This is a genomic window from Paenibacillus sp. RRE4, from assembly GCF_031844205.1.
GTDB lineage: Bacteria > Bacillota > Bacilli > Paenibacillales > Paenibacillaceae > Paenibacillus > Paenibacillus xylanexedens_B.
In genome coordinates this window covers 2273437-2297407 of record NZ_JAUZUT010000001.1, presented here as the reverse complement: position 1 = coordinate 2297407, position 23971 = coordinate 2273437, and the positions used below count along the sequence as shown (strand labels likewise).

The following is a 23971-nucleotide window of genomic DNA, read 5'->3' as shown; positions in this document are numbered from 1 at the left end:
ATAAAAATTAAAATTTGGGCAACTCTGAGAGAGGCAGTAATCGGGAATCTTCGATTGCCGCAGTTCGATGTCCGATTCCTTTCAAGTACGATGCATGATTCGAAAAGGCCATAAATGACTCTAGGCTGCTCTGACGAATCAGCATCACTAAATCCCATTGTTCAGCTTCGGGACCAATCAGGTATTCCCCGCCTTCTCCCATAAAAACGATCTCGCCTCCACTTTCTTGTAAAAACGGGAGCGTATGTTGAATATAACGCTGAAAAGCTTCTGCTCCGCTTATAGGTTGTTCAGGGGCTAGTTCAGGATGGGACGTATAGTTTGCGACCTCGCGAAAACTCAATAAATTCAACATGAATATACTGCCAGGCATGTTTCGTCGCACAAGCTTCATGCCGCTGCTCTGAGTAGGTTCAATGAATCGGATGGGTTCAGTCATGTTGTTCTACTCTCTTCCTGCGTGAATGCATTACTGGCTAAAGACTTAATATAGTCTCTGATATCGGGTGTCCAATGATTAATCGATTCGTAGAAACGATTTTCATCCGCTGCATATAGTGCTCTCAAAGCCTCTTCGTATTGAGGGAAATCCCCCGCCATTGCCGTCATGAAATGATAGGTTACTTCCTGTGCCGCACGAACTTTGTTTCCGTTCTCCCCTGAACGGCGAGCCTCATCAATCAGTTTTCGCAGGGTTACCGAAGCGCCTCCGGGTTGAGCTTTAAGCCAGTCCCACTGCCTGGGGAGTAAAGTGACTTCACCAGATACTACGCCTAGTTTGGGTCGTCCGGCTCTGCGAACGGGTTGTTTATTCTCTTTGGTATCCGTTACGGGTCCGGGCTTGCCGTTAAGGTGGTCTAATACATCCTCTAAGCTTCCTCGAAAATCAATATCTACTGGTTTTCCAGTAGAATCGTCAAAAATAAGCAAATCAACGAATTCACTCTTTTCCCAGTTTTCTTTTATGACTTTAACAACGTCTCGTAATGTGCCACTGGCGACATGTTTTCTGCCTACAAAGGCAGTGCAGTTTATTTCGACAGGTGAATCCTGCATGGTAACCCTCCTTTAATGAACTTCTTAATGAATTATACCCGGGTGAAAATATAAAGTCAATATTACCTGGGTAAAATTTACGTATCAGTACCTAGGCTTCTTTTCGCATAAAAAATCCCCTCACAGTAACAAAAGCAACTATTTCACTGACTGCCGTAGGAGAACATATTGCATATAAAAATGCTGTTAAAAATCAAATATAAATGCAAAATGACTGTCGGCAAATATCGCCGACAGTCATGCTTTTAGTCCGTAGTATTCTTCTCTTCATATTCGCTTGATATTTCTTTGAGCGATCTGATTTTACCATGAGGGTGCTGTTCTTGCTTACGTGACTTCCAAGCAGCTTCCTGCCTTTTCTTCTGGCGAGCCATATAAGATCTCCTCCTCAGGAAATGAGAATGGTACTACTTCTGTAGGATGTCTTGAACAAGTGACTTTCATTCATACTACAAATAACAGCAGTCTGAAGTAGACTGCTGTTTCGAAAAAAATGATTACTTGTTTAGTAGGCCATATTATATGAATATTATAAATCGACTACTCTGCTCTAATTTCAGACTATGTTAATTCTGAATGTTGTAAATAGACTCGCAGGACACCGTAAATTTCATACCAATCGTCTGCAATACATTTCCTTGAATTTCAATGGAACTATCTTCTACGGAGACCGAAACATCAAGTGTTGATAACAATTTTGTCCAGAACTTAACAGCCTTCATATTCGATTTGAACATCCCCACCTCATACCGACCCGAATACATTTTGAAGATTTGCATGACAGCATCTTTGGCTATATTCGAGCCTCTATATTTGGGCAATACAAATAGCTCCTGCACCGAATAGTCCACTTCATTTGCAACATAGGGAGGAGAAGTAACCAGAATAAATCCAACCATTTTTTCATTATATGTGATGAAATAAGGATACAACCGTTCATCCTTATAATATGGCGAGATATCCTCCATTTCGAATGTACCTTTTGTTCCAACATCCTCCTGTGAGTAAGCGGAAAGCTCATAGAGATAATAATTAAATAAATTTTCAAATGGTTCTTTGTTGGTATCTGTTATTTGTTGAATTGTCGCCTTCATCGTAACCTCCGCAATATATTGTTGTCTTTTCAGAGCCCTTAGTTGGCCGGACACCTATGCTATCCTGGCGATTAGATTGTATGAATATCATTAGTATATTGTGTAGAATCTATCGCTAATAGGCAGAGTACAATTTAACTTGTTTCTTACATAAACAATAGTAGTATGCTCATGCTGGATTAATCCAACGAAGAGCCTTTTGCGTTTTGCACGAGATTTGCCAGCTTGGTTGTAAATTCTCCCGTCATTTTAGAAATGGGTTCATCTGTTCGTGTGATTCTTCCCAGAACTGCCTTCTCTGCGCTGAATTGTTGCAAAGGAACCGTGACTAATTGTTCCAGATAGATCGAAGACAACGCATTTAATATAAAATCGGGAGCAATCGTGATGGCATTTCCATAAACAATCATTTGACATAATGCATCCATATTGTTGGTAATCAAGGCGATACGGTTGGTATGATTGGCGGACATTAACGTGTGTGCGATAGTTTCGATCTGTTCATCTTTATATAGGACAAATACTTCATTATGTAAGTCTTCAGGCGATATCGTTTGGAAAAACCGTAAAGGTGAACGGGTGTTCATGATCAATACTGCGTTACCTTCAACAATGGGGACCCAATCAAATAAAGTGTTCCGTTGGCTTTTTGGGTACGATAGCAAGCCCATATTTGCATGACCCTCTTGAACGTCCTTCATGACTTTCTGAGTATCCCCCTCGATCATCTGAACTCTAAGTGTCGGATAGGTTTTCATCAATTCCAGCATCGTTTGCACCACTTGAGGAACAAAACCCGGAATGCTGGAGATTGTAATACTCTCCAAGGATTCTTCTTTTAGAGTAAGCAATGCACCTTGCATCTGTTCAATATTTTTGAGAACGGCTGCCGCATGCTGGAGAATCAACTCCCCTTCTGCTGTTGGAAGGACGCCCTTTTTTGTCCGGTGAAAAATAACTGTATTCAGCTCATCTTCCAATTGTTTGATCGACTGACTAATGGTTGGTACGGTAAGATGATGTACATTTGCAGCTTTCGTAAATGAACCCCATTGTGCAGCGGAAAGCAAATATTGCAACTGTGAAATATTCATGTTCATTCCTCTTATCCTTAAATATATATTAATGATACTAAATTATATTTAAATATCTTTTATGTTTAAAATCAAGTATTCTCATTACAGGAGGGCGATATGATGCGGAGTATACGAAGTTTTCTTGTAGAAATATTGCTTAGAATCACGAAAAAAAAGCTGGACGTAAATGAATTTATGGAGAAACGCAGTCAGATCAATAGCGAATCCTATCAGGTCCCTGCTAAACTTAAACTGAAGTACAACATCACTAAAGACGGTAACCTGCCTCTGGATACGTATATTCTAAAATCAAATTCTCGTTCCGACGAACGAATTGTCTTATATTTGCCTGGCGGAGGATATGTTGAGCAACCGCTAACTTGGCACTGGCATTTCTTGCACAACTTAACGAAGCAATTGAATTGCACGGTTTTTGTGCCAATCTACCCGAAAGCTCCAGACAATCAATATACGGCTGCAATAGAAAGTGTCCTTAAGGTGTACCAGCATCTATTAAAAATAGCGAAACCTGAAAATATGGTCATCATGGGCGATTCTGCCGGAGGTGGTCTTTCTCTAGCCTTTGCACAATATTTATTAGAGCAAGAATTGCCACAGCCTAAGGACATTATTCTACTTTCTCCGTGGCTTGATATCACCTTAAATAACCCTCAAGTCCTTGCCATGATTGATAAAGAGCCCATGTTGAATTGGGACATGCTGGTTGAAGCTGGAAAGAGGTACGCTGGTGAAACATCTCGTTCACATTATTTAGTGAGTCCGATTCATGGAGAAATTAAAAATCTGGGTAAGATTTCCCTGTTTATTGGTACACATGAACTTTTCCTTCCGGATGCTCGAAAATTCAGAGAAAAAGCTGCCCGTCAGTCGGTTGACATAAACTATTTTGAGTATCCAAAAATGAATCATGTCTTCCCCGTTTTTCCGATACCTGAAGCGAAAAAGGCGCTTAAACAGATTGTTGAGATTATCCAAAAATAAGCAGAAGTATCGATAACTTTTAGGAAAAAGATATTTTAAAGATGTTATTGTAAAAAAGTCTAATCTAAACCTAAATTTAAAAAGCCGCTCCATAGCGGCTTTTCTAAACTTCCTCAGCACTTCCTTCAAATACTCGGTTCGTTGGATATGGATTCTCGTCAACATCATAACCGTTGCTTATTAAAGTTTAATTGAATCGGACATTATTTGTCGTAAAAAATGATGCAAATTATCTGCGACTTTGTTGACCTCTTCAAATTCAGGTTCTGCCCCGTATACAACTGCACCAGTTTCATTGGATAGATCAATGGCATAAAAGGAATAACCATCACGAACCGACATCATAATCGGCAGATACTGATCCCACCAACTCGTGATTTCTGATCGCCACGCCTCATCGTCCATTGCTGCATCCAGGCTAATTAATTCATATTCATTCCAGTGGAATTCTGAATCAGAGCGATTGTTGTAGTCAGCTTCACATAGGAACCAAGTCTGCTCGCTAGGTGTCATACATTGGTTGACCGCACTCAAAAACGCTCTATATTCCGCGGGAATATCCGTATATCTTGTGATTAACCGATGATCCAAATCGAGGCCAGATTCAGATTTAAGAGTTACAATCCAACCGTTTGACTCAGCCCAAGTCACAAATTCCAGAATAGTTTTATCCATATAGTAAAGTCCCTCCCCTCCGCCACAAGATTCAACATTTGGCACTATTCAATGCAACAGTATTGAGTCAACCTTCATCTTTAAAATGGAAATGTTCGTGACGGATCGAATCCATTCCTGCCAGCTTACCCGTTTTTTTGTGGTAGAACGCAAAATTTTGATTCAGCGGCAATCGCAGCAATTGATAATTGTGGTCTCGGGGTAAAGAATAGATTTCTTTCACGGCCTGCTCCCTCGTGCCGTACATGCCGATGGGAAAAAAGTTAGGAAAGTGTGCAGAGGCATCTGCTACAAATATTCCCCAAACAAATTCGGTCAATGGATTTCATCTCTTTTCTGTAAAATGATCAGCTGCTGCTTGCTCAATAGCTATTCCTTTCGTGTACCGTTCCATAAATCGGTTAAATCCGTTCACATCAGCAATGTCCGGATTAACCCTCCGTGCTTCGACGTCTTTAAATACGTTCAAATTGAGGTAATCTGTCAAACTTTCGTTATTCTGCTTACAAACCATATAGGAGGCCAATACGGCTATTCCCCATGCACCGCCCTCACCAGCAGTCGGCATGACAGATATGGGAACGTTAAGTGCAGCCGCACACATTTTTTGACCAACCAGGGGCGTCTTGAATAATCCGCCGTGTGCCAGGATATGCTCAACCTTTACATTCTCCCTCTGAGTTAAAATGTCCATTCCGAGCCTTAATGCGCCAAACGCACTGAACAAATGCGTCCGCATGAAATTAGCGAGCGTAAAGCGGCTTTCTGGAGAACGAACAAATAACGGACGCCCTTGGGTCATACCGGTAATTTTCTCACCCGAATAGTAACCATAACTCATCAAACCGCCGCCATCCGGGTCTGCTTCGAGCGCTTTATTAAACAGAACATGAAATAAGTGATTGGCGTCAGCTTTATGTCCTAAGGCTTCGTAAAATTCATGAAACAATCGGACCCATGCATTGATATCACTCGTGCAGTTGTTGGCAAGAACCATAGCAACCGGCCTTCCATCAGGTGTAGCCACAATGTCAATCTCGGGATACACCTCTATATCTTTGTCCAGAAGAATCATAGCAAAAATAGACGTGCCTGCAGATACACTGCCGTTGCATGTTTGAATACTGTTTGTAGCAACCATGCCCGTTCCTGCATCCCCTTCCGGAGGGCAGAACGGAATTCCGGCTTGTAAGTCGCCTGACGGGTCGATGAGACGCGCACCAGCTTCATGAAGATAACCTGCATGTTCACCAGCCGAATATACAGAAGGTAGAAGATCTTCAAGTTTCCATGGATATTCTTTATGACTAATCCATTCGTTAAACTGCCTGATCATCTCTTCATTGTATCCTTTAGTCACCCTATTGATTGGAAACATGCCGGAAGCATCCCCTACACCGATTGCTTTATTGCCTGTTAGAAGAAAGTGCATGTAACCCGACAACGTTGTTATATAGTTAATGTTCCTTACATGCTCTTCATCGTTTAAGATCGCTTGGTACAGATGCGCAATACTCCAGCGCTCCGGAATTTTGTACTGGAATTCCCGGGTTAGCAATGTTGCTGCTGTACTCGTTGTGAGATTACGCCAAGTCCGAAATGGAATTAACAGTTCTCCCGCGCTATCCAAAACAAGATAACCCTGCATCATGCCGGATAGTCCGATCGAAGCAATGCTGCTCAGCGTTACTCCATAATTCATCATAACTTGTTGCTTCAGTTGAGCATACACTTCTTGCAACCCTTGAACCATCTTATGGGGGTGATAGGTCCAGTAATGATTATTCCATTGATTTTCCCATTCATAGCTACTGGAAGCAATGGTTTCATACGTGTTATTGATCAGAACAGCCTTGATCCGTGTTGATCCAAATTCAATGCCAAGCGAGGTATTTCCGCTGAGGATCGCTCGTTTAAGATGCTGATTCATTATGAGCTCTGCACCACCTTTTACTTGAACTTGGTGTGATAATAACATGTTTACGCCACTTTGTATATTGGATAAACTAAGTTGTTTTAATAAAATGTAAAAAAGACATACTCGATTCTCACCTGCTGAAATGGATGTAAAACCATATTTTGGCAAATGAAAATAAGATATGTCTTTCGATAATGCGATTATTTTTAATCGAAGGAACGCTCATGCTTTATTTTAACCACACTGTCGATCTGTTGGCTTTATGCTTTCAAGCTGCTTAATTTCTCAATAGCCTGTTCTACGTCTTGAACGAAAAATATATCATTACCATTATTGCTTTCATAGATAAAGTCTTTCAGACTTTTGCTGGTGTAGCCTGAGTAATCGCCAATGATCGCAATTTTGGTCTGATAATTGATGAACTTTTGCAACACTTCACCAGCCAGACGTGTTTTCAAATCAAAAAACGCTTCGCTCACTTCCGATTTATTAACGATGATCAGGTTACAGTCCGCTACTTCATATCTAACGGTTGCCATTAAGTCCAAGGCCGATTGTACATCCGTGATTAATTTTTCATGACTTGTAACGTATGCTACGGATACTCCGTTTTTGTTTATTTGTTGAATGTTCATGTCTGCTGCTCCCTCATCTCATATTTGTAACTAATATCAAAAATCATCTAAATATACGTTAGCATCTATTCATATACAAGCACCCAGTATCTTGCTCCTGGTTCGCCTTCTTCAACAACAGGCTTCCAGCCCTGCTTATTATAGAACGAAAGCGCCTTATGATTGTCTGAAACACACTTTAACGTAACGGGTGTTCCTAATCTGGCTATCGATTGCTGGAGTAACTGTTTACCTGCGCCTTTCCCGGCCGCTTTCGGGTGTACGAACAAATGATGAACAAAACGGTCAGGCACATATAGTGAAGCAAATCCAAGGATTTGATCCCCTGCTTCTGCCACAAGGATCTCTTCTTCCGATGTATCCCGGTCAAAGTCTTCAAGAGTCATCTCATCGGCTTTAGCCCAATGAAAGCTTTCCCGCCTGGAATCCAAATAAATTTGTCTCAATTGTGCATAGTCTGTACTTCTCGCTTCTCTAATGATCATTCGATCAATCTCCCATCCATCTGTCTCATCAATTTAGTGGTGACTTGGAGCCGGTATTCACCAGTTGTTTGGCCTGTGTACGGCCTGCTTGTAACAAATCATCACTGAGCTTCGAATCACTGACCGCACGTGCCAAAGCAACCGTGCCCACCATGCTGCTTACCAGCGCATATCCAGAAGAAGCATCCATTCCAGCCATCGTTGTTATAAACGAGATAAAACGTTGCAGCTCTTGTGTGTAAGCTTGCCGAATATCCTCCGACAATTGAGAAATCTCTCCCGATAATGCAGGCAAAATGCAGCCAACTTCCGTCTGGTCCCGATGCAAGGAGCCTAAATAAAAATCAATGACAGCCTCAATTGGAGACTGATCTTCATTTTTGTTTTTATCAGCAACTTTTTGCAGCATCTCTATCGTGTCACTTATAGCGAAATGGCAGGTCTCCATCACTAGCTGATCTTTGTTTTCAAAATGGGAGTAAAATCCCCCGTGTGTTAGCCCAGCACCTTTCATAATATATGGAAGACTTATATTCCGCACGCCATGGGTTCGAAACGCTTTAGCCGCACTAGTAATAATATGGTTTCGGACTTTGATTTTGTGCCCTTTCGGATAAGGCATCCTGCTTCCTCTCCTTTTTTTGACTATGTCTGCATTCAATGGATCCCCTTTTTTTAAATATTATAGTTATCATATTTTCGAATGTCAATTTCATAGATTAATGTCTTCAGTGGAGGGAGAATGATTATAAATGGAGTATTGACTCCTTTAAAATATGATGACTATAATATATTACGATCATCATATTTTAATTTTGGAGGTACCCATTATGAATTTATTAGAAGCCGTAGATACCCTGGTCATCGGATCAGGGCCTGGAGGTTATGTCGCCGCCCTGCGTTCGTCACAACTGGGCATGAAAACAGCCATTGTAGAGCGTCAACAGATCGGAGGCGTATGTACGCATATCGGCTGCATTCCATCCAAAGCGCTAATCGGTGAAGCAGAGCGTTTTACTTTACGCAGGCAATGGGGCGCTGTCGATCAAGGCGTTTCCTTTCAGGAGGCTCAGGCTTTCAAGCAAGCCGTAGTAGATAAGCAATCCGGAGGAGTGCGTTTTTTGCTGAAAACGGCAGGTGTTACTGTGCTGGAAGGTGAAGCTAGCTTGATTGATGAGTATACTGCTAAGATTCATCGCGCAGAGACTGTTGAGCAGCAAATAAGCTTTAAACATCTCATTCTGGCAACCGGCTCCCGTCCAATTGAAATAAGCGCTCTTCCCTTCGGCGGACGGATTCTTTCATCCACCGAAGCGCTATCCCTGCCCGAAATTCCGGAAAGCCTTGTTGTGGTTGGCGGCGGTTATATTGGCGTGGAGCTCGGCCAGATGTTTGCGAGATTTGGAACCAGGGTTACGATGCTTGAGGGGGGCGGACGGATTTTGCCCGGATTCGAAGCAGAGCTTGTTGAACCTGTTCTTCGTCAACTGAAAAAGGACGGCATAACCATCTTAACCGGAGCTAAGGTCACAGGAGCAGACCAGTATACGAGTCACATCGATCTTCACTATATGATTCAGAATGAACGCCACGTTGCTCAAGCAAAATATGCGTTAATTACGGTAGGCAGAAAACCGAACACAGATGGAACCTTAGGTCTTGAACATATAGGTCTGTCCCCTACTCCGCAAGGGTTGATCGAGATTGACGGTCAGTGCAGAACATCCATCCCGCATATTTATGCTATTGGAGATATCGTTCAAGGCCCTGCTTTAGCTCATAAAGCTTCGTATGAAGCAAAAATTGCAGCAGAGGCTATCGCGGGTAAACCCTCGATCATTGACTACAAAGCGATTCCGCTAGTTGTTTTTTCTCATCCGGAAGTCACTAGCGTTGGTCTTAGCGAGACGGAGTGTAAACAAAAATCCATTCCCATGGTTGTTGGAAAATCTGTTTTTTCCATCAATGGCCGTGCACTTGCTCTTAAAGAAACCGAAGGCTTTGTGAAAATCGTAGCTCATGCTGCATCGGGTCTTGTATTAGGTGCACAGATTGTCGGGGCTGAAGCTTCTACGCTGATCTCCGAGTTGTCTCTTGCGATTGAAATGGGAGCAACGGTGGAAGATTTGGCGATGACCATTCATCCTCATCCGACACTGGGGGAGATCATTATGGAGGCAGCTGAACAAGCTTGTGGAAAAATGGAAAAAATGACAACGAGGGAGACCACATCATGAGATCTAAATGGGGCTTGTATATCGTTATTATGTTAATCATTATTTTGGCAGGCGGTTTGTTGATTGCAAAAGGTACAGATGCCGTAAGTCAGGCGGAGAATAACAAACAGGGAGTATTGAATACAGAGCCCGATACAGCAGCGTTTTAAGTTGATCTGTATATTCCGGAATCACAGATTGAGCGGTTCCATGCAGATCAGAAGGTAAACGTTCACTTTCCTTATTTGGAGCAGCCTCTTGCAAAAGAAGGGGTGGTAACTTCGGTAGCTCCCTCACCTCAATTTGCCAATCTGCGCATGACGCGGGAAAAAGGGCAAGCCGATCTGAGCATGTACCTGGTCCGTATCTCGGTTCCAACAAGCAAAGATCTGCTTCCGGGCATGACTGCGGAGGTGCAGCTTGATGAAATCACTGACTGATGAATGGAATCACCTGCGCAGGGGCAAATGGATTATTGTCATATTTGTTGCCCCGCTAGTTGCTGCTCTATTCTTCGGGCTGATGTTTTCCCGGAATCAATTGAGCGAAACACCTGTTGTGGTAGTAGACGAGGATCACTCTTCCTATTCAAGGCAGCTTATTGAAGCGATCAATGCCTCACCATTGATGAAGGTTACCAACGTCTTTCCCAATCGGCTTTCTCCAGATATAATGCTCGCGAATGAACAGGCTGTGGCAGTCATCGCTATCCCAGACGGATTGCAGCAGCGACAAGATAAGGGATTATCCTCGAGTATCGGCATCTGGATGGATAATACGATGCCCTCCAGCCTTGGCGGTATTCGTCCTGCGATTCAGGAGATTGTGACAACTGAAAATACGACCCTTGCCATAACTCGTCTTACCCAAGAAGGTATGGACATAAAATCAGCGAAAGATTTGGTATCCCCGCTGTCTCTCGTGCAACGCATGTTATATAATCCAACCTCGAGTTATATAGGCACGATGGTGATTGGATTTGTAAATATCATTATATTAATGCTCACCACTGGTGCAGCCGGAGCGATCGCTCCCCGTCTTCGGCAAGAAGGCAAGCTTTTGTCTGCGGGAAGCTCTCCCTTCCAGCTCTGGATTCGCGTTCTACCTTATGCGATATTAAGCACCTGCTCATCCCTGCTCAGTTACGGGTTGTTAAAACAGGTCGGACAGATGCGTTTCGAAGTGGAACCATATGTGTTTATCGTGCCTTTACTGTTATATTCGATGGCATTATGTTTACTGGCGATGCTGCTCGGATATTCGGTTCAAAACGTATCCAAAGTTGGTTCACGAATGAGCCTCATCCTGTACCCTTCTTTTCTCGTGACGGGTATTCAATTAACACCGCTTGCGTTTCCAGCCTTTTTTCAGGTTACCGCATGGGCATTGCCTATGAACTGGCTGAATCGGTTGATCCGGGGTATGGCCTTCCGGAACGGTGAGTTGGGTTTTTACGGCGTGGAGTTGGGAGCATGTATTTTGATCATAGGTATGGCTTCATTAGGTATCGGATTCGTTCTGCGGCGAGAATCGCGCAGGCAATTGTTGAACCTTGAAGCAGGAACCGCATAAAATGAACAATCGCCGCAAACCTGTTCAAACGAATAGGCTGCGGCGATTTGTACTGTGAATTTGTGTAGGATCTGAAACAACTTAAGCGCTCTAACGGAATGATCTAACCTGACTTTCGTCACTTCTCTTCTCAGTTGTTTTGTAACTTATTATCATGAGGAGTTTCTACAGCTTTTCTCCCCATGTTCATGGACAGCTGTACACTTATCATTAACAGTACAATGACCAGCATGGCCATAATGGCACCGTAAAACTGACCGCTGAGATCGAAGATCCAGCCAATAACAAGTGGACCGAAAGCACCCATAATGTAACCTCCCATCTGAGACATCGCTGACCACGTTCCGGCTTCCTCGGCCGTATTTGTTGCCATAATAGGTAGCATCAGCGCTAGCGGAAACAATCCACCAGCCCCGATACCGAGAAAAATAACAGCTGGAAGCATGGGCATAGGTGACAAGAGAAACACAAGGCCGATGAGTTCTGACACACTACACAAGACAAGCCATAGTTTGATCTTCCCTGAGCGGTTTACAAGATTCGGAATCAGTAATGCGACAGGAACTTGAATTAATGTAAACACGGTCAGCAGTATCGCTGCGCTTTGTGAACTGTATCCAAAGCTAAGAGCGATTGGCGAAATCCAGGCCGTCAAGCTATAAAACATGCTGGCCATGAAGCCAAAAAACAAAGTAAATTGAATTGCTTTTTTATTGCCCAGCGGCAGTTTAACGCGCTCTGTCCTGCTGCTGGAGGGTTTATTTTTTCGAATAAGTCCAACCCAGAAGAGTACGGCAACAATCCCCAAAATAGCCCAGCAGGACAGAGCCAATGAAAGATTATGCTGACGTTGTGTGTATATCGGGATGGTCAACCCGGATGCCAGTGCCGCTCCAATCGTCATGGATACGGAGTAAATACTGACTATGCCAGGGCTTGCCGGGAAATACTTTTTAATAAAGCTAGACAATAATGGCCCTGCAAGGCTAATACCAATCCCCCCGACCAATGCGGTTAATATCAATACGGTAACCGATGGATCTACACTGCGAAGTGCAGTGGCGAGAGTAATAAGAAGCAGTGAGATGAAAATAGTTCGCTCCAAACCGATCCGCTGACTTAACGTCGTGGCCGCTGGGGCAAACAGTCCCATGCACAGGACAGGCAGGGTGGTCAAAAGACTTGCTGTTAATGCACTTATGCCTAGCTCGGATTGAATCATGCTCATTATGGATGCCACGGAAGTAATGATCGGGCGCAGATTCAAAGCCGCAATAAATAGAGCAAATAAATAAAATGATTTTTTCATCGTACTCTTCCTCCTGATTCTTGATGAAGTCAATTTGAGTATACGTCCGCCTTATTCATTGATCAATCCAATAATTCGTATTATTATGATAGTAAAATACTATTATTTGCGGAGGAGGAAAAATGGATACTCGGAATGTAACGTATTTTATGGCGGTATTCGAGCATCTTCATTTCACAAAAGCCGCTGAGGTACTCGGGATTTCACAGCCTACGTTGAGTCAGCAGATACGTTTGCTGGAGGCGGAAGTCGGGATGCCTCTTTTCGATCGGATTGGCAAAAAAGTAGTGGCCACCGAGGCGGGCAGACTACTCCATCAATACGGCATGAAAATGATTCAGGCTGAAATGGATGCAAAAAGTGCGATTCAAGAGCTGCGATCGGAGAAGCGCGGAACGGTTCGGCTCGCTGTGTTGCCCTCTGATCTTGATTTTCAACTCGTTCCGCTGTTTGTGGAGTTCAAGACAAGGTACCCTGACACGAAATTGCAGGCTTTCTCAACCATTTTCGTTCGAGACGAAGTACTGACACATAAAGTAGATCTCGGCATTGGCTTGCGTGGTCCTCATGACAAGCGTCTCGTGCAGATTCCGCTGGGAAGTGAACCTTACGAACTGTTTGTTCATGAATCCAGTGATCTTGCGAAAAGACATGAAATAACCCTGGAAGAATTGACACGGCTCGCCCTGGTCATGTATCCCAAAGGGTATATTGGCAGAGATTTGGTGGATGAGGTTTTCCGGGAGCAAGGCCTGGAGTTAACGACGGTTATGGAGGCAGGTTCTGCATCCTCCCTGCTTCAACTTGTAGCTGCTGGCATTGGCGCGACAATACAGCCGAGAGAACTGTTAAAGCAGCATTCGGGCTGGGAAGATATCGTAACGATTCCCATTGCTACGCCTGCGCCTGTTCGACACATGGAGCTGACTTACTACGCCGATCGATTCATCAGCAAAGCGCAGGCCCAGTTATCGGAATGGTTGATTGAATTTTTCAAATCAAAAACAAACTAGAAAAAGTGAAAATCTAAAGAGAAGAATGGGGTTTTTTAAATGGAGAAATCATACGATGTATTTGCTGTTTCGGAGCGTCTGGTGATTCGAAGGTTCGGTATGCAGGATGTTCAGTCATTCTATCACTATCGTTCTAATCCGGATGTAGCGCGTTATCAGTCCTGGGAAAATTATACGCTCCAAGATGCAGAATCATTTGTCAGCCGTCAATCGGCATCTTCCCCGGATCAGCCAGGTACGTGGTTTCAATATGCCGTTGCTTTGGCTGCGTCTGATCGGATCATCGGGGATTGCGCGATTCATACACTTGGAGCCGATCCTCGAATTGTCGAGCTTGGATTTACTCTCGCGCCTGAGCATCAGGGAAAAGGATATATGCACGAAGCACTTTGCGCCCTGCTTGATTATGTTTTTGGTACACTGAACAAACATAAATTGAGTGCTTTTGCCGATGTGCGAAATACAAAGTCTATTCACGTTCTGGAACGTTTAGGGATGAGACGCGAAGGGCATTTGCTCGAAAATTACATGTCCAAGGGTCAATGGATCGATGAGTATCAATATGCGATTTTGCAAGCGGAATGGTTAAATATGCGTCAGTAATCTTTTATAAAGATATTGCCTTTTATATATATAAAAGAGTCTGAGGGTTATTGTTCTACTGGGGTGATGACTTTATTGGGTACCCACCCCTTGTCACCTTCAGTCGTATGCACAAAACTCCATTCGTTTAACTCACGCTCTTTCTGCACAAGAGTGCCGGGTGTCACATTTAATTCAAGTGCGGAGTAGTCTTCTTGGACTTCAGCTTGTTGTTCTTCATTCGGTGTGCTCAGGATTTGCTTTGGCACCCATCCACGCTTTTTAGACGCTATAGATTCACAAAAAATCCAGTTCGGAAATTCAGTATCTTCCTCTCCGTAATGCACAATATCTCCCTTTGCCAACACAATGGGGTCTGGATAATTCGACTGATGCGGGTGAATCACTTTGTATTGCTTCATATGTATTCCCTCCAGAATGTAGTTTTTTATTTCACGGCAAAAGTTTACACCACATGCTTCACAGACCTTCCAACAACATGTGTTGGAAGGTCTATTTTTACTCCAAATGAGTTTATTCGTAAATAGTCTGTATCGTGAAGCAAAAACAATAATCAGTACATCGTTTCATTTTCGTGACGAATGGTTTGTGGTCCATAAGCGCGAAGGAAGGCCCGCACGCCTTCCGTAATGATCCGTTTGGTTTGTTCATTCTGTATAGCCCCACTTTGTTTTGGTTGATTAAATACCAATAAAAATGTTAAGGCAGCGAAGTGTTTCGTAGCCAGTTCAGGATCAGGAACATGAAGCAGTCCGTTTTGTCCAAACTCAGCGAACCTCCGGAGAATCCCCTCTTCGGTTGCGTTATCCAGGTTTTCCAAAAACGAGACTGGCAGGTTGGCAGCTTCCATCGTAATGAGACGAATCAAAGCGCTATAATCCGTAGAACCGTTTGCCGAAGCGACGAATCGCTCACAAAACAAGATGAGAGCCTGTTCCAGATCGTCAAATTCCGAGAGATATTCAGATATCGCTTGTTGGATCATATCCAAAACGGCCCCACTGGTTTCTTCTACAACTGCAATCAGTAAGTTCTGTTTGTCACCGTAATAATCATACACTGTCCGTTTGGAAACGCCTGCTCTAGCTGCGACTGCATCGACACTGGAACGATCAAATCCATCGGATAAAAAAAGGTCTCGTGCCGCCGTAATAATTTTAACTCTTTTGTCCGAAGAGCCTTTGCGGATTTTTTTTGTTTCCGTAGTATCCATCCTTAAGCTTCCCCCCTATATCTATACTATCAAAAATACGTTCGACTTTACAAATTACACTGCACGGTGTAGTTTAGTTAATGTACTCTATAAAATTGTATGACCAAGGAGGATTCTTTCATGGAAACCGTGCAGTCTTTTGTTGATGTTCTCATCGTCGGGGCCGGACCAACAGGGCTTACACTAGCTTGCGACCTTGCCCGTCGAAACGTAGACCATCGGATTATTGAGCGAGGCACCTCTTACAACACAGCGTCTCGCGCAAAAGGAATTCAGCCCCGATCACTTGAAGTCGCTGATGATTTAGAGGCCATCCGATACATCATGGACACAGGAGTCGTTGATTTGCCTGTACGATATTACACCGAAGACGGCAGCAGTCTGGTTAAGTCTTCGATTACCGTTGCGGCCAGCGCTGAACTGGGATCACCTTATCCTGATCCGGTCTGGATTGCTCAATTTGATGTGGAAAAGGCATTACGCGACCAATATACCAGGTTTGGAGGTAAAGTTGAGTTGGGGATGGACGCTGTAGAACTTGTTCAAGATTCGGAGAGTGTGCAGGTAACAGTCAATACACCAGAAGGAAAAGAGCAAATCCATGCCCGTTATGTGGTTGGCGCTGATGGTGGGAAAAGTAGTATTCGCAAGTTTATCCATCTTCCGTTGGTTGGGAAGACACACGATCATGAACGGTGGTATCTTGGCGATGTGCGTTTGGAAGGACTGGATCGCAATCATATCCATATCTGGACTTCTCCGGAGGGCATGGTCGGAGTAACACCATTACCGAAATCCGACATTTGGCAGCTGCAAGCTACCATTCCGTCAGAGACCGAGGAACCCGAAAAGCCTTCGTTAGAAGTATATCAGGATATGTTTAAAAGGCGTGCAGGTGCTGGACATGTTCGGCTTATGGATGCCTCTTGGCTATCTATTTACCGGATCAACGTGCGAATGGTTGAATCTTACCGCAATGGTCGTGTTTTTCTCGCCGGCGACGCCGCGCATGTTCACTCGCCAGCCGGAGGGCAAGGCATGAATACCGGGATGCAGGACGCCTACAACTTAGGATGGAAACTGGAAGCCGTCATACGCGGAGCGAACAACTCACTTCTGGACACCTATGATGAAGAACGCCGTCCCGTGGCTCAAACGGTGCATGAGGATAGCACTAAAAAAATGGGAGCCATCTTAGGGACAGCGACGGAACGAGGAGCATTATCCCAATCCTTGAGCACCGTATCTGATGATCTGACGAGCGGGCTTCTTATTTCCTACCCCGCAAGTTCTCTTACCCTCCCCTCTCTTCAAGCTGATGTTACCCGTTCAATGCCTGGAGATCGTGCTCCTAATGCAGAGGGTCTGCAAGGTTCTGAGTTCACAGGAGATGTCTTTGACCTGTTGCGTGGCCCGCACTGGACTCTTTTAGCTTTTGTAAACCGTACAGATCACCGTTCTTTGCAGGAATTCACTTTTGATGAACTCCATATGCATTGCATTGTGCCATCATATGTCGAAGGGGAAGAATGCATCATTGACTCGGCGGGTAATGCCTACCGTATGTACGATGTTACAAGCGAAACACTTATATTGATTCGTCCCGACGGCTACATCGCGCTACGCACCTCCATGGAGGACAGCGCATCGATCCTGCAATACTTGAATTCTATTTATGACGCGAACTAATTAAAAAGCAGTTAACCGCTGGAAACTTCTGTCGCTCAACCTAAAGAAGGCTCCCGTAGAAACAGGAGCCTCCTTTTTTATTTTTATGATGTAGTATAACGAAAATAATCAAAGTCAGCATGTTTACGGGTTCCGCCGAGATCCTGCACACAAAGACCAATATAGGTTCCCGTGAACCGGATATATTCCGGGGATTCATCGCATAGATGCGTAATATCCGTCCAGTCACCAATTTGAATCCATGATGCTACAGGATCTCCTGACGCATAGTAAAAGCAGGCACGATCATGTTGAACCACTGCTTTTAAGCGGATTCGGCTGCCTGCCTGCAGCGGAATGTCTTCCTGCAAAAGCTCATCATACACTCCGTATTTAGACTGGAGGATGCCAAGGCATAGTCCTTTTTCTTCATGATCCGTCACCCTAAGGTAGAGGTAATCCTGCGTATCGTAATAGAGGATTAGTCCAGCCATTTGCTGTGGATGATCCGGCGCGAATTCAAGGCATGTTTCGGCTTCACACGCGAAAGTCTGGAGTCTGCGAGCAAGCATGCTTTGTCTGTGCGTTGAACTCATCGATTCCATCCCATACAAGCGTAAATAGCCAGGACGTTCCTTCAGTGTCAGCCAGGTTTCGTCCGGCGGGATACGAAGAGTATTCCAGTCGTTACCAAGCTCTGCATGATCGAAGTGGTCTATCTCCGCTGTCGGTTCAAACGGATGTGGTTGGATATTCGGTGCGGATACCTGAAGCTCTGGATATCGCTCCCCGCTTGCAAGCCTTAACCATCCATCCTCACTCCACGTACAGCGTTGCAGGGCCGTTTCACGCCCTAGGATACAATGTTTTTCCTGAACAGGCCTGCCTACCAGATGTGCCATATACCATTCGCCCGTTTGCGTTTCAACGAGACTTCCGTGCCCCGCCTTTTGCAGTTTCAAATCCGTCCTACCTTGTGAGGTAAGGATCGGATTGGTCGGATCAACTTCATACGGGCCTTCTAATGTACGTGAACGAGCAACTGTAACGGCATGCTCGTAACCTGTTCCACCTTCAGCTGTGACTAAGTAATAATAGTCGTTGTGTTTATACAGGTGCGGTGCCTCTGTCAGTCCCAGTTCTGTTCCTTTAAAAATATGGATCGCAGAGCCGATTAACTTTTGCTCCTGAACCGAATATTCCTGAAGGACAATACCCGCAAAGTGGTTTTTGCCTTTACGATGATCCCAAATCATGTTCACCAGCCATTTGCGTCCATCTTCATCATGAAATAAGGAAGGGTCAAAACCGCTGCTGTTCAGATAGATCGGATCGGACCATGGGCCTTCGATATCCGTTGCAGTCACGAGGTAGTTGTGAGTATCTTTAAAAGCACCTATCCTGCTCTTCACATCCGTATAGATCAGATAGAACACACACTGATCATAGCTGAGACAAGGCGCCCATACGCCTCCAGAGTTGATATTCCCCTCCATGTTTAACTGAGATTGTCGCGTCAATGGCGAAGGTAGTGCACGCCAGTGAACCAGATCCCTGGAGTGGTGAATACGTACACCCGGGAACCACTCGAAGGTGGATGTGGCAATATAATAATCTTCTCCTGCCCGGCATATGGAAGGATCGGGATGAAAGCCAGTGAGAATCGGATTGGTAATCATGGTTGTAGTCGTATTCATCAAAGCAACCTCCGGTAAAAAGTAATGGCGGTATAATCATTGCTGGACTGGTTAGCACATGCTATAAAAATGTATTGATTTCAATGCCTCATTGCCATCCGAGAGCCTTTTTGCCAGCCTCAAGGGCTGTTATTATCCGGTCAACATCGTATACATTCCCTCTCCAGGTGCCTCCACTGACCGATTGTAGCGCTGCCCACAAGCGTGTATCATCAGGCAGTGCCTGGTCCGGTCGCATATCTGGATGAAAAGGACGCTGTGCCAGGATCAGTGCCCCTTCTTCGGGAGAAACCTCGATCCCTTCCGCTCCGACAAAGTCAACACTTCCATCCAGTGTGTTCCGATCCACCACAATGTCAATCAAATCACCGTTTCGCAGCTTGCCAATCGGGCCTCCGGCCAGCGCTTCGGGGCCAACATGACCAATGCACGCACCAGTAGATACACCGGAGAAACGGGCATCGGTAATGAGCGAAACATGTTTGCCAAAGGACAGGTGTTTAAGTGCGGAGGTGAGTTGATACGTTTCCTCCATCCCTGTTCCGGATGGCCCGCGTCCAAGCAGGACAATAATGTCACCCGCAATAATGCCTCCTGTTTTGATTGCACGGATGGCTTCGCGTTCCGTGGTAAATACCTTGGCCGTACCCCGGTGACGGTATACACCGTGTTCATCCAGTACATCCGGGTCAATGGACGTTGATTTGATAACAGACCCTTCCGGAGCGATATTGCCCGTTGGAAATGTAACGGTAGAGGAAATGCCGAGACGCTGAGAGTGTTCCGCACTCATAATGACACTGTCCGGATCGATGCCATCCGCTTCTTGCAATTGTTTTCGCATAACATGCCGCCGCTCGGATGCTTCCCACCAATCCAGGACGTGGCTCAGCGATGTTCCTGTTACCGTCTTCACGGTCTCATCCAACAAACCGAGTCGTCTAAGATGAAGCATAACTTCTGGCACACCACCAGCTTGGAAAACCCGAATGGTCGGGTAAAAAATGGGGCCATTGGGCAGCGCACTCACCAGTCTTGGAACACTTTTATTGACTTGAATCCAGTCCTGTACATTGGGTAAGGTTAGACCAGCCGCGTGTGCGATGGCAGGAATATGAAGAAGCAGATTGGTAGAGCCTCCAAAGGCCGCATGCACAACCATCGCATTACGAATCGACGCATCGGTCACAATGTCCGCCATCTTGATCCCTTGGCTCTCCATTTGGATCAGGGCACGCGAAGATTGCCGAGCCATCTCAAGCCAAATCGGTTGTCCCGAAGGGGCTAGAGCGGCATGAGGCACGGTCATACCCATCGCCTCGGCTACAACCTGAGCAGTGGCAGCTGTGCCTAAAAACTGACAGCCTCCGCCCGGGGTAGCACAAGCACGGCACCCTAACTCTGATGCCATCTCCAGTGAAAGCTCACCACTCGAGTACCTTGCACCGATCGTCTGAATTTTCCCTGCGTCTTCTCCATCCGTTGGCGGCAGGGTAACACCGCCAGGAACAATAACACCTGGCAGCTGAGGCATACCCGCGAGAGCAAGCATCATCGCTGGCAGTCCTTTATCACATGTTGCCACGCCTAACACACCCTTGCGTGTCGGCAATGACCGAATCAATCGGCGAAACACCATCGCGGCATCATTTCGATATGGCAGGGAGTCGAACATACCTGTTGTACCTTGCGACCTGCCGTCGCAGGGGTCGCTGACATAACCCGCAAACGGAATTCCGCCGCGGCTGGACAATTCGTCTGCCGCCGCTTTCATCAGCAGTCCGACCTCCCAGTGCCCCGTATGATAACCGAGTGCCGTGGGGGTGCCGTCTTCATTCCGGATACCGCCTTGCGTACTTAAAATCAGATACTGTTTGCCGTTTAACTCCCCAGGCTTCCACCCCATGCCAACATTCTGGGACATGCCGAACAAGTCGCCGCTTGGCGCATTTCGCAGCAAATCATCGGTTAGAGGCAGACGCCCCTCCACCCCGGGAGCATGCGCTTGAATCGTGAAGAGGCTCAGATCAGGCGAATTTTCATCCATAATGGATTGAATCTGTTCGTACATAATATCCCTCCCCGCAGTTTAAGACTTCACGAAGACGGTTTTGATTGCGGTGAAAAATTCAATAGCAGCCTGACCTTGCTCTCTGGAATGGGAACTGGACATCTTCATACCGCCAAACGGAGCCTGCAGCTCAACACCCGCTGTTTCCGCATTAATTCTTACAAGTCCAGCGTCCATATCACGAATAAACGAAAGCATCGATCCAACGTTTTGCGTATAGATTGAAGCACTTAATCCATAGTCACTATCATTGGCTAGCTCTATAGCTTCTTCAATGGAATCTACAGGCATTAAGGCTAGCACCGGACCAAATATTTCTTCTCTAGCGATTGACATGTGGGATTCGACACCTTCGAATACCGTCGGCTGTACATAAAATCCTTCTGCAAGCTCACGGCTGTCCGGTCTGTTTCCTCCGGCTAATAGAACTGCACCCTCATCCTGTCCTTTTTGAATATAACTCAGCACCGTCTTAAGCTGTCCTTCGCTTGCGCATGGACCCATCCAGCTCTCGCCAGACATACCATCACCCAAACGAATTTCCTCAACTTTGGCCAAAAGCTTTTCCTTGAAAGCATCATAGACGTTTCGTTCTATAATGACACGGCTGGTCGCCGTACATTTCTGTCCCGTTGATTTCAGGCCGCCGCTAATCGTTCCTTCCACAGCCAAATCAAGATCAGCATCAGCAGCAATGATAACCGGGTTTTTGCCACCCATTTCAAGCTGATATTTGGCCCCACGAGCCAGTACAGCAGCACCGACCCTTTTGCCCACTTCATTGGAGCCTGTAAAGGTAATTCCGTTCACATCTGCATGTTCAGCCAGTGCAGAACCGATTACCGAGCCTTTACCGCACACCAGGTTGAGAACGCCGGCCGGAAGGCCTGCTTCTTCGAAACATTCCAATACTTTGGCTGCCGTAACCGCCGTCTCCTGTGCAGGTTTCAGAACAACCGTGTTGCCATAGATCAACGCAGGTGCAGCTTTCCAGATCGGAATAGCTACCGGGAAGTTCCACGGTGCGATTACACCAACAACACCAAGCGGTACGCGCGTTGTAAACATTAAAGCTTCGCTGTCCGTGGACGGAATGACATCGCCTGTTTTGCGCATGCCTTCACCTGCGTAATATCTCAAGATCGCGACGCCTCGCATCGTTTCTCCTTTGGCTTCAGGGAACGTTTTCCCCATTTCCCTCGTCATCGCTTCCGCGACTTCATTCGCTCTGCGTTCCAGTACGTTTGCTGCCTGAAAAAGAAAATTACCTCGTTCAGCGCCAGTTAATCTCCGCCATGACTTTGCCGCTGCTTTGGCTGCCGCCACGGCTTGATTCAGGTCTTCCACGCCAGATGCAGGTACATGCCCCACCACTTCATTTCGGTTGGCCGGGTTGATACTAGGTTCCGTTGCTCCGCTGGAAGCCTTCACCCATTCTCCGTTAATAAAATTGTTATAGGTCTGCTCTAATTGAAAAGCGCTCATTGTTTTCATCCTCTCTAATTCGTGGTTCGAGTTCCAATTGTCGGATTGTCACGCGTTAGAATCATTTGAAACAACGGGATTAATCAGTGTCCCGATGCCGCTAATTGAAATCTCAATGCGATCCTCTGGCTCAAGGGTAAAATCATTAGGAGGCACAATATTTGTACCTGTCAGGAGTACCGTACCGTCGAACAAATCGTTGTCTCTAGCCAAAAACGAAACCAGTTCATCCAGCTTGCGGTTTAATTCACTCGTGCTGGCTTCACTTTTTACGACGACTTCTCCATTGCGGTAGATCTCGCAAATAATGCTCAGGTCATAGGGGTTCTGCACCGTTTCCGCTAGCCGGATCGCTGGCCCGATGGAGCAAGAATTGCGCCATATTTTGGCCTGCGGCAGATACAGTGGGTTCTCCCCTTCTATATCCCGGCAACTCATGTCATTGCCTGCGATGTATCCTACAATGCTGCCATCAGCAGCAAGCACAAGCCCAAGCTCGGGCTCTGGAATCTGCCATGTGGAATCACTGCGGAGCGTGACCGCTTCATTGGGTCCAATGGTACGTGCAGCTGTGGATTTGAAAAAAATTTCCGGACGTTCTGCATCATAAACTTTATCGTAAAAGGTAGTCGCATCCAGCTTGCCATCGGTTGCTTCATAATTGCGAGCTTCCCGGCTTCGCTGATAAGTTACACCTGCTGCCCATACTTCGGGTGCTTCAATGGGATTGACAATATGCAGGGTTGTCCAATCGTCGGTCAGTTTGTTTAGAGGTTTAAAAGCGCTTTCAACAAGTTGAACTGTTGAAACGCCCTGTTCTCTCGCTTGGTAGACCAATGTCATGAAATCAGTCTGTGGCAAACGATAGGCTTGTTCATCATCCGTCACGGCTGCCAGCCACTTCTGTTCTCCATCCAGAAATCGAATAATTCGCATGTAAGCGTGCCTCCTGTGCCCCTATTGGGTTGATAATTCTAGATTAGCATTCGCCATGTCCCATGACGATGTTCTAATCACTCCGACCATTTACCCTTTTCACGCATCGTATTTCTGTTAAGATAAGTTTATAAGTTTCACAACGAGTTGATTTACACGGACACTCCGATGACAGAATAACCTGGAGAGTAGCGGTTATCCCCAGATTTTTTGGATTCCCTTTTTCAAAGGGAAAAATCCGGTGATA

The 23971-nt window shown here is 45.5% G+C and carries 25 protein-coding genes and 1 pseudogene; 8 read left to right on the top strand and 18 right to left on the bottom strand.

Annotated features, from left to right (window positions below; translation table 11 throughout):
• Positions 1-7 precede the first annotated feature (7 nt).
• The 5 genes from Q9R46_RS10320 to Q9R46_RS10300 all read right to left on the bottom strand — a co-directional run bounded on the left by Q9R46_RS10320 (position 8) and on the right by Q9R46_RS10300 (position 3244).
• Positions 8-439: a DUF1330 domain-containing protein gene (locus Q9R46_RS10320; protein ID WP_311279959.1), complete on the bottom strand. Its 432-nt coding sequence runs from the start codon at positions 437-439 to the stop codon at positions 8-10.
• Entirely contained in the window at positions 436-1056 is a 621-nt protein-coding gene (locus Q9R46_RS10315; RefSeq protein ID WP_311279958.1) for a DUF2239 family protein, read from the bottom strand. The genes Q9R46_RS10320 and Q9R46_RS10315 overlap by 4 nt, the downstream gene beginning before the upstream one ends.
• Before the next feature lie 245 nt (positions 1057-1301).
• Entirely contained in the window at positions 1302-1430 is a 129-nt protein-coding gene (locus Q9R46_RS10310) for a DUF6254 family protein (RefSeq protein ID WP_222128654.1), read from the bottom strand.
• A gap of 192 nt (positions 1431-1622) precedes the next feature.
• Positions 1623-2150, bottom strand: a complete 528-nt coding sequence (locus Q9R46_RS10305; RefSeq protein WP_311279957.1) for a GNAT family N-acetyltransferase — start codon at positions 2148-2150, stop codon at positions 1623-1625.
• 179 nt (positions 2151-2329) lie between these two features.
• Positions 2330-3244: a LysR family transcriptional regulator gene (locus Q9R46_RS10300; RefSeq protein WP_311279956.1), complete on the bottom strand. Its 915-nt coding sequence runs from the start codon at positions 3242-3244 to the stop codon at positions 2330-2332.
• A gap of 90 nt (positions 3245-3334) precedes the next feature.
• Between Q9R46_RS10300 and Q9R46_RS10295 the strand changes: the two are divergent.
• Positions 3335-4228: pseudogene (locus Q9R46_RS10295) on the top strand (alpha/beta hydrolase fold domain-containing protein); the annotation flags it as partial.
• A 180-nt stretch (positions 4229-4408) separates the two neighbouring features.
• Here Q9R46_RS10295 and Q9R46_RS10290 read toward each other — a convergent pair.
• The 6 genes from Q9R46_RS10290 to Q9R46_RS10265 form a co-directional block, all read right to left on the bottom strand.
• On the bottom strand, positions 4409-4903 hold the full coding sequence (locus Q9R46_RS10290) for an SMI1/KNR4 family protein (protein ID WP_311279955.1): 495 nt from the start codon (positions 4901-4903) through the stop codon (positions 4409-4411).
• Between the two features lie 67 nt (positions 4904-4970).
• Entirely contained in the window at positions 4971-5222 is a 252-nt protein-coding gene (locus tag Q9R46_RS10285) for a hypothetical protein (RefSeq protein WP_311279954.1), read from the bottom strand.
• A gap of 6 nt (positions 5223-5228) precedes the next feature.
• Positions 5229-6833, bottom strand: a complete 1605-nt coding sequence (locus tag Q9R46_RS10280; protein ID WP_311279953.1) for a xylulokinase — start codon at positions 6831-6833, stop codon at positions 5229-5231.
• Between the two features lie 248 nt (positions 6834-7081).
• Positions 7082-7456 (bottom strand): DUF4180 domain-containing protein, encoded by a 375-nt coding sequence (locus tag Q9R46_RS10275; RefSeq protein ID WP_311279952.1) that lies wholly within the window; start codon positions 7454-7456, stop codon positions 7082-7084.
• Positions 7457-7521: 65 nt separating this feature from the next.
• Positions 7522-7941 (bottom strand): GNAT family N-acetyltransferase, encoded by a 420-nt coding sequence (locus tag Q9R46_RS10270; RefSeq protein WP_311279951.1) that lies wholly within the window; start codon positions 7939-7941, stop codon positions 7522-7524.
• A gap of 28 nt (positions 7942-7969) precedes the next feature.
• Positions 7970-8563 carry a TetR/AcrR family transcriptional regulator gene (locus Q9R46_RS10265; RefSeq protein ID WP_311279950.1) on the bottom strand — a complete coding sequence of 198 codons (594 nt, stop codon included), beginning with the start codon at positions 8561-8563 and terminating at the stop codon, positions 7970-7972.
• Positions 8564-8771: 208 nt separating this feature from the next.
• On the opposite strand from Q9R46_RS10265, the gene lpdA reads away from it, so the two are divergent.
• The 4 genes from lpdA (at position 8772) to Q9R46_RS10245 (ending at position 11729) form a co-directional block, all read left to right on the top strand.
• Complete coding sequence (gene lpdA / locus Q9R46_RS10260; protein WP_311279949.1) at positions 8772-10178, top strand: dihydrolipoyl dehydrogenase; 1407 nt, start codon at positions 8772-8774, stop codon at positions 10176-10178.
• Positions 10175-10327 (top strand): hypothetical protein, encoded by a 153-nt coding sequence (locus tag Q9R46_RS10255; RefSeq protein ID WP_311279948.1) that lies wholly within the window; start codon positions 10175-10177, stop codon positions 10325-10327. The genes lpdA and Q9R46_RS10255 overlap by 4 nt, the downstream gene beginning before the upstream one ends.
• Before the next feature lie 102 nt (positions 10328-10429).
• Positions 10430-10597, top strand: coding sequence for a hypothetical protein (locus tag Q9R46_RS10250; RefSeq protein ID WP_311279947.1), 168 nt, complete (start codon positions 10430-10432; stop codon positions 10595-10597).
• Positions 10581-11729, top strand: coding sequence for an ABC transporter permease (locus tag Q9R46_RS10245; RefSeq protein WP_311279946.1), 1149 nt, complete (start codon positions 10581-10583; stop codon positions 11727-11729). The genes Q9R46_RS10250 and Q9R46_RS10245 overlap by 17 nt, the downstream gene beginning before the upstream one ends.
• Before the next feature lie 130 nt (positions 11730-11859).
• On the opposite strand, the gene Q9R46_RS10240 is transcribed toward Q9R46_RS10245, so the two are convergent.
• Positions 11860-13038 (bottom strand): MFS transporter, encoded by a 1179-nt coding sequence (locus tag Q9R46_RS10240; protein ID WP_311279945.1) that lies wholly within the window; start codon positions 13036-13038, stop codon positions 11860-11862.
• Between the two features lie 122 nt (positions 13039-13160).
• Here Q9R46_RS10240 and Q9R46_RS10235 point away from each other — a divergent pair, with 122 nt between their 5' ends.
• Entirely contained in the window at positions 13161-14051 is an 891-nt protein-coding gene (locus Q9R46_RS10235; RefSeq protein ID WP_311279944.1) for a LysR family transcriptional regulator, read from the top strand.
• Between the two features lie 39 nt (positions 14052-14090).
• Positions 14091-14654 (top strand): GNAT family N-acetyltransferase, encoded by a 564-nt coding sequence (locus tag Q9R46_RS10230; protein WP_311279943.1) that lies wholly within the window; start codon positions 14091-14093, stop codon positions 14652-14654.
• A gap of 47 nt (positions 14655-14701) precedes the next feature.
• Here the strand turns inward: Q9R46_RS10230 and Q9R46_RS10225 are convergent, their stop codons facing one another.
• Complete coding sequence (locus Q9R46_RS10225) at positions 14702-15055, bottom strand: SH3 domain-containing protein (protein ID WP_311279942.1); 354 nt, start codon at positions 15053-15055, stop codon at positions 14702-14704.
• A gap of 152 nt (positions 15056-15207) precedes the next feature.
• On the bottom strand, positions 15208-15867 hold the full coding sequence (locus Q9R46_RS10220) for a TetR/AcrR family transcriptional regulator (RefSeq protein ID WP_311279941.1): 660 nt from the start codon (positions 15865-15867) through the stop codon (positions 15208-15210).
• Positions 15868-15987: 120 nt separating this feature from the next.
• On the opposite strand from Q9R46_RS10220, the gene Q9R46_RS10215 reads away from it, so the two are divergent.
• Positions 15988-17556, top strand: a complete 1569-nt coding sequence (locus Q9R46_RS10215; protein WP_311279940.1) for an FAD-dependent monooxygenase — start codon at positions 15988-15990, stop codon at positions 17554-17556.
• An 83-nt stretch (positions 17557-17639) separates the two neighbouring features.
• Here Q9R46_RS10215 and Q9R46_RS10210 read toward each other — a convergent pair whose 3' ends face one another.
• The 4 genes from Q9R46_RS10210 to Q9R46_RS10195 form a co-directional block, all read right to left on the bottom strand.
• A complete protein-coding gene (locus Q9R46_RS10210) occupies positions 17640-19232 on the bottom strand; it encodes a glycoside hydrolase family 43 protein (RefSeq protein WP_311279939.1) in 1593 nt (530 codons plus the stop codon).
• Between the two features lie 88 nt (positions 19233-19320).
• The gene (locus Q9R46_RS10205) at positions 19321-21303 is read right to left on the bottom strand and encodes a YjhG/YagF family D-xylonate dehydratase (RefSeq protein WP_311279938.1); all 1983 of its coding nucleotides are present in this window, start codon (positions 21301-21303) and stop codon (positions 19321-19323) included.
• Positions 21304-21321: 18 nt separating this feature from the next.
• Entirely contained in the window at positions 21322-22788 is a 1467-nt protein-coding gene (gene gucD, locus Q9R46_RS10200; RefSeq protein WP_311279937.1) for an alpha-ketoglutaric semialdehyde dehydrogenase GucD, read from the bottom strand.
• Between the two features lie 48 nt (positions 22789-22836).
• Positions 22837-23724: a fumarylacetoacetate hydrolase family protein gene (locus Q9R46_RS10195; RefSeq protein WP_311279936.1), complete on the bottom strand. Its 888-nt coding sequence runs from the start codon at positions 23722-23724 to the stop codon at positions 22837-22839.
• Positions 23725-23971 lie beyond the last annotated feature (247 nt).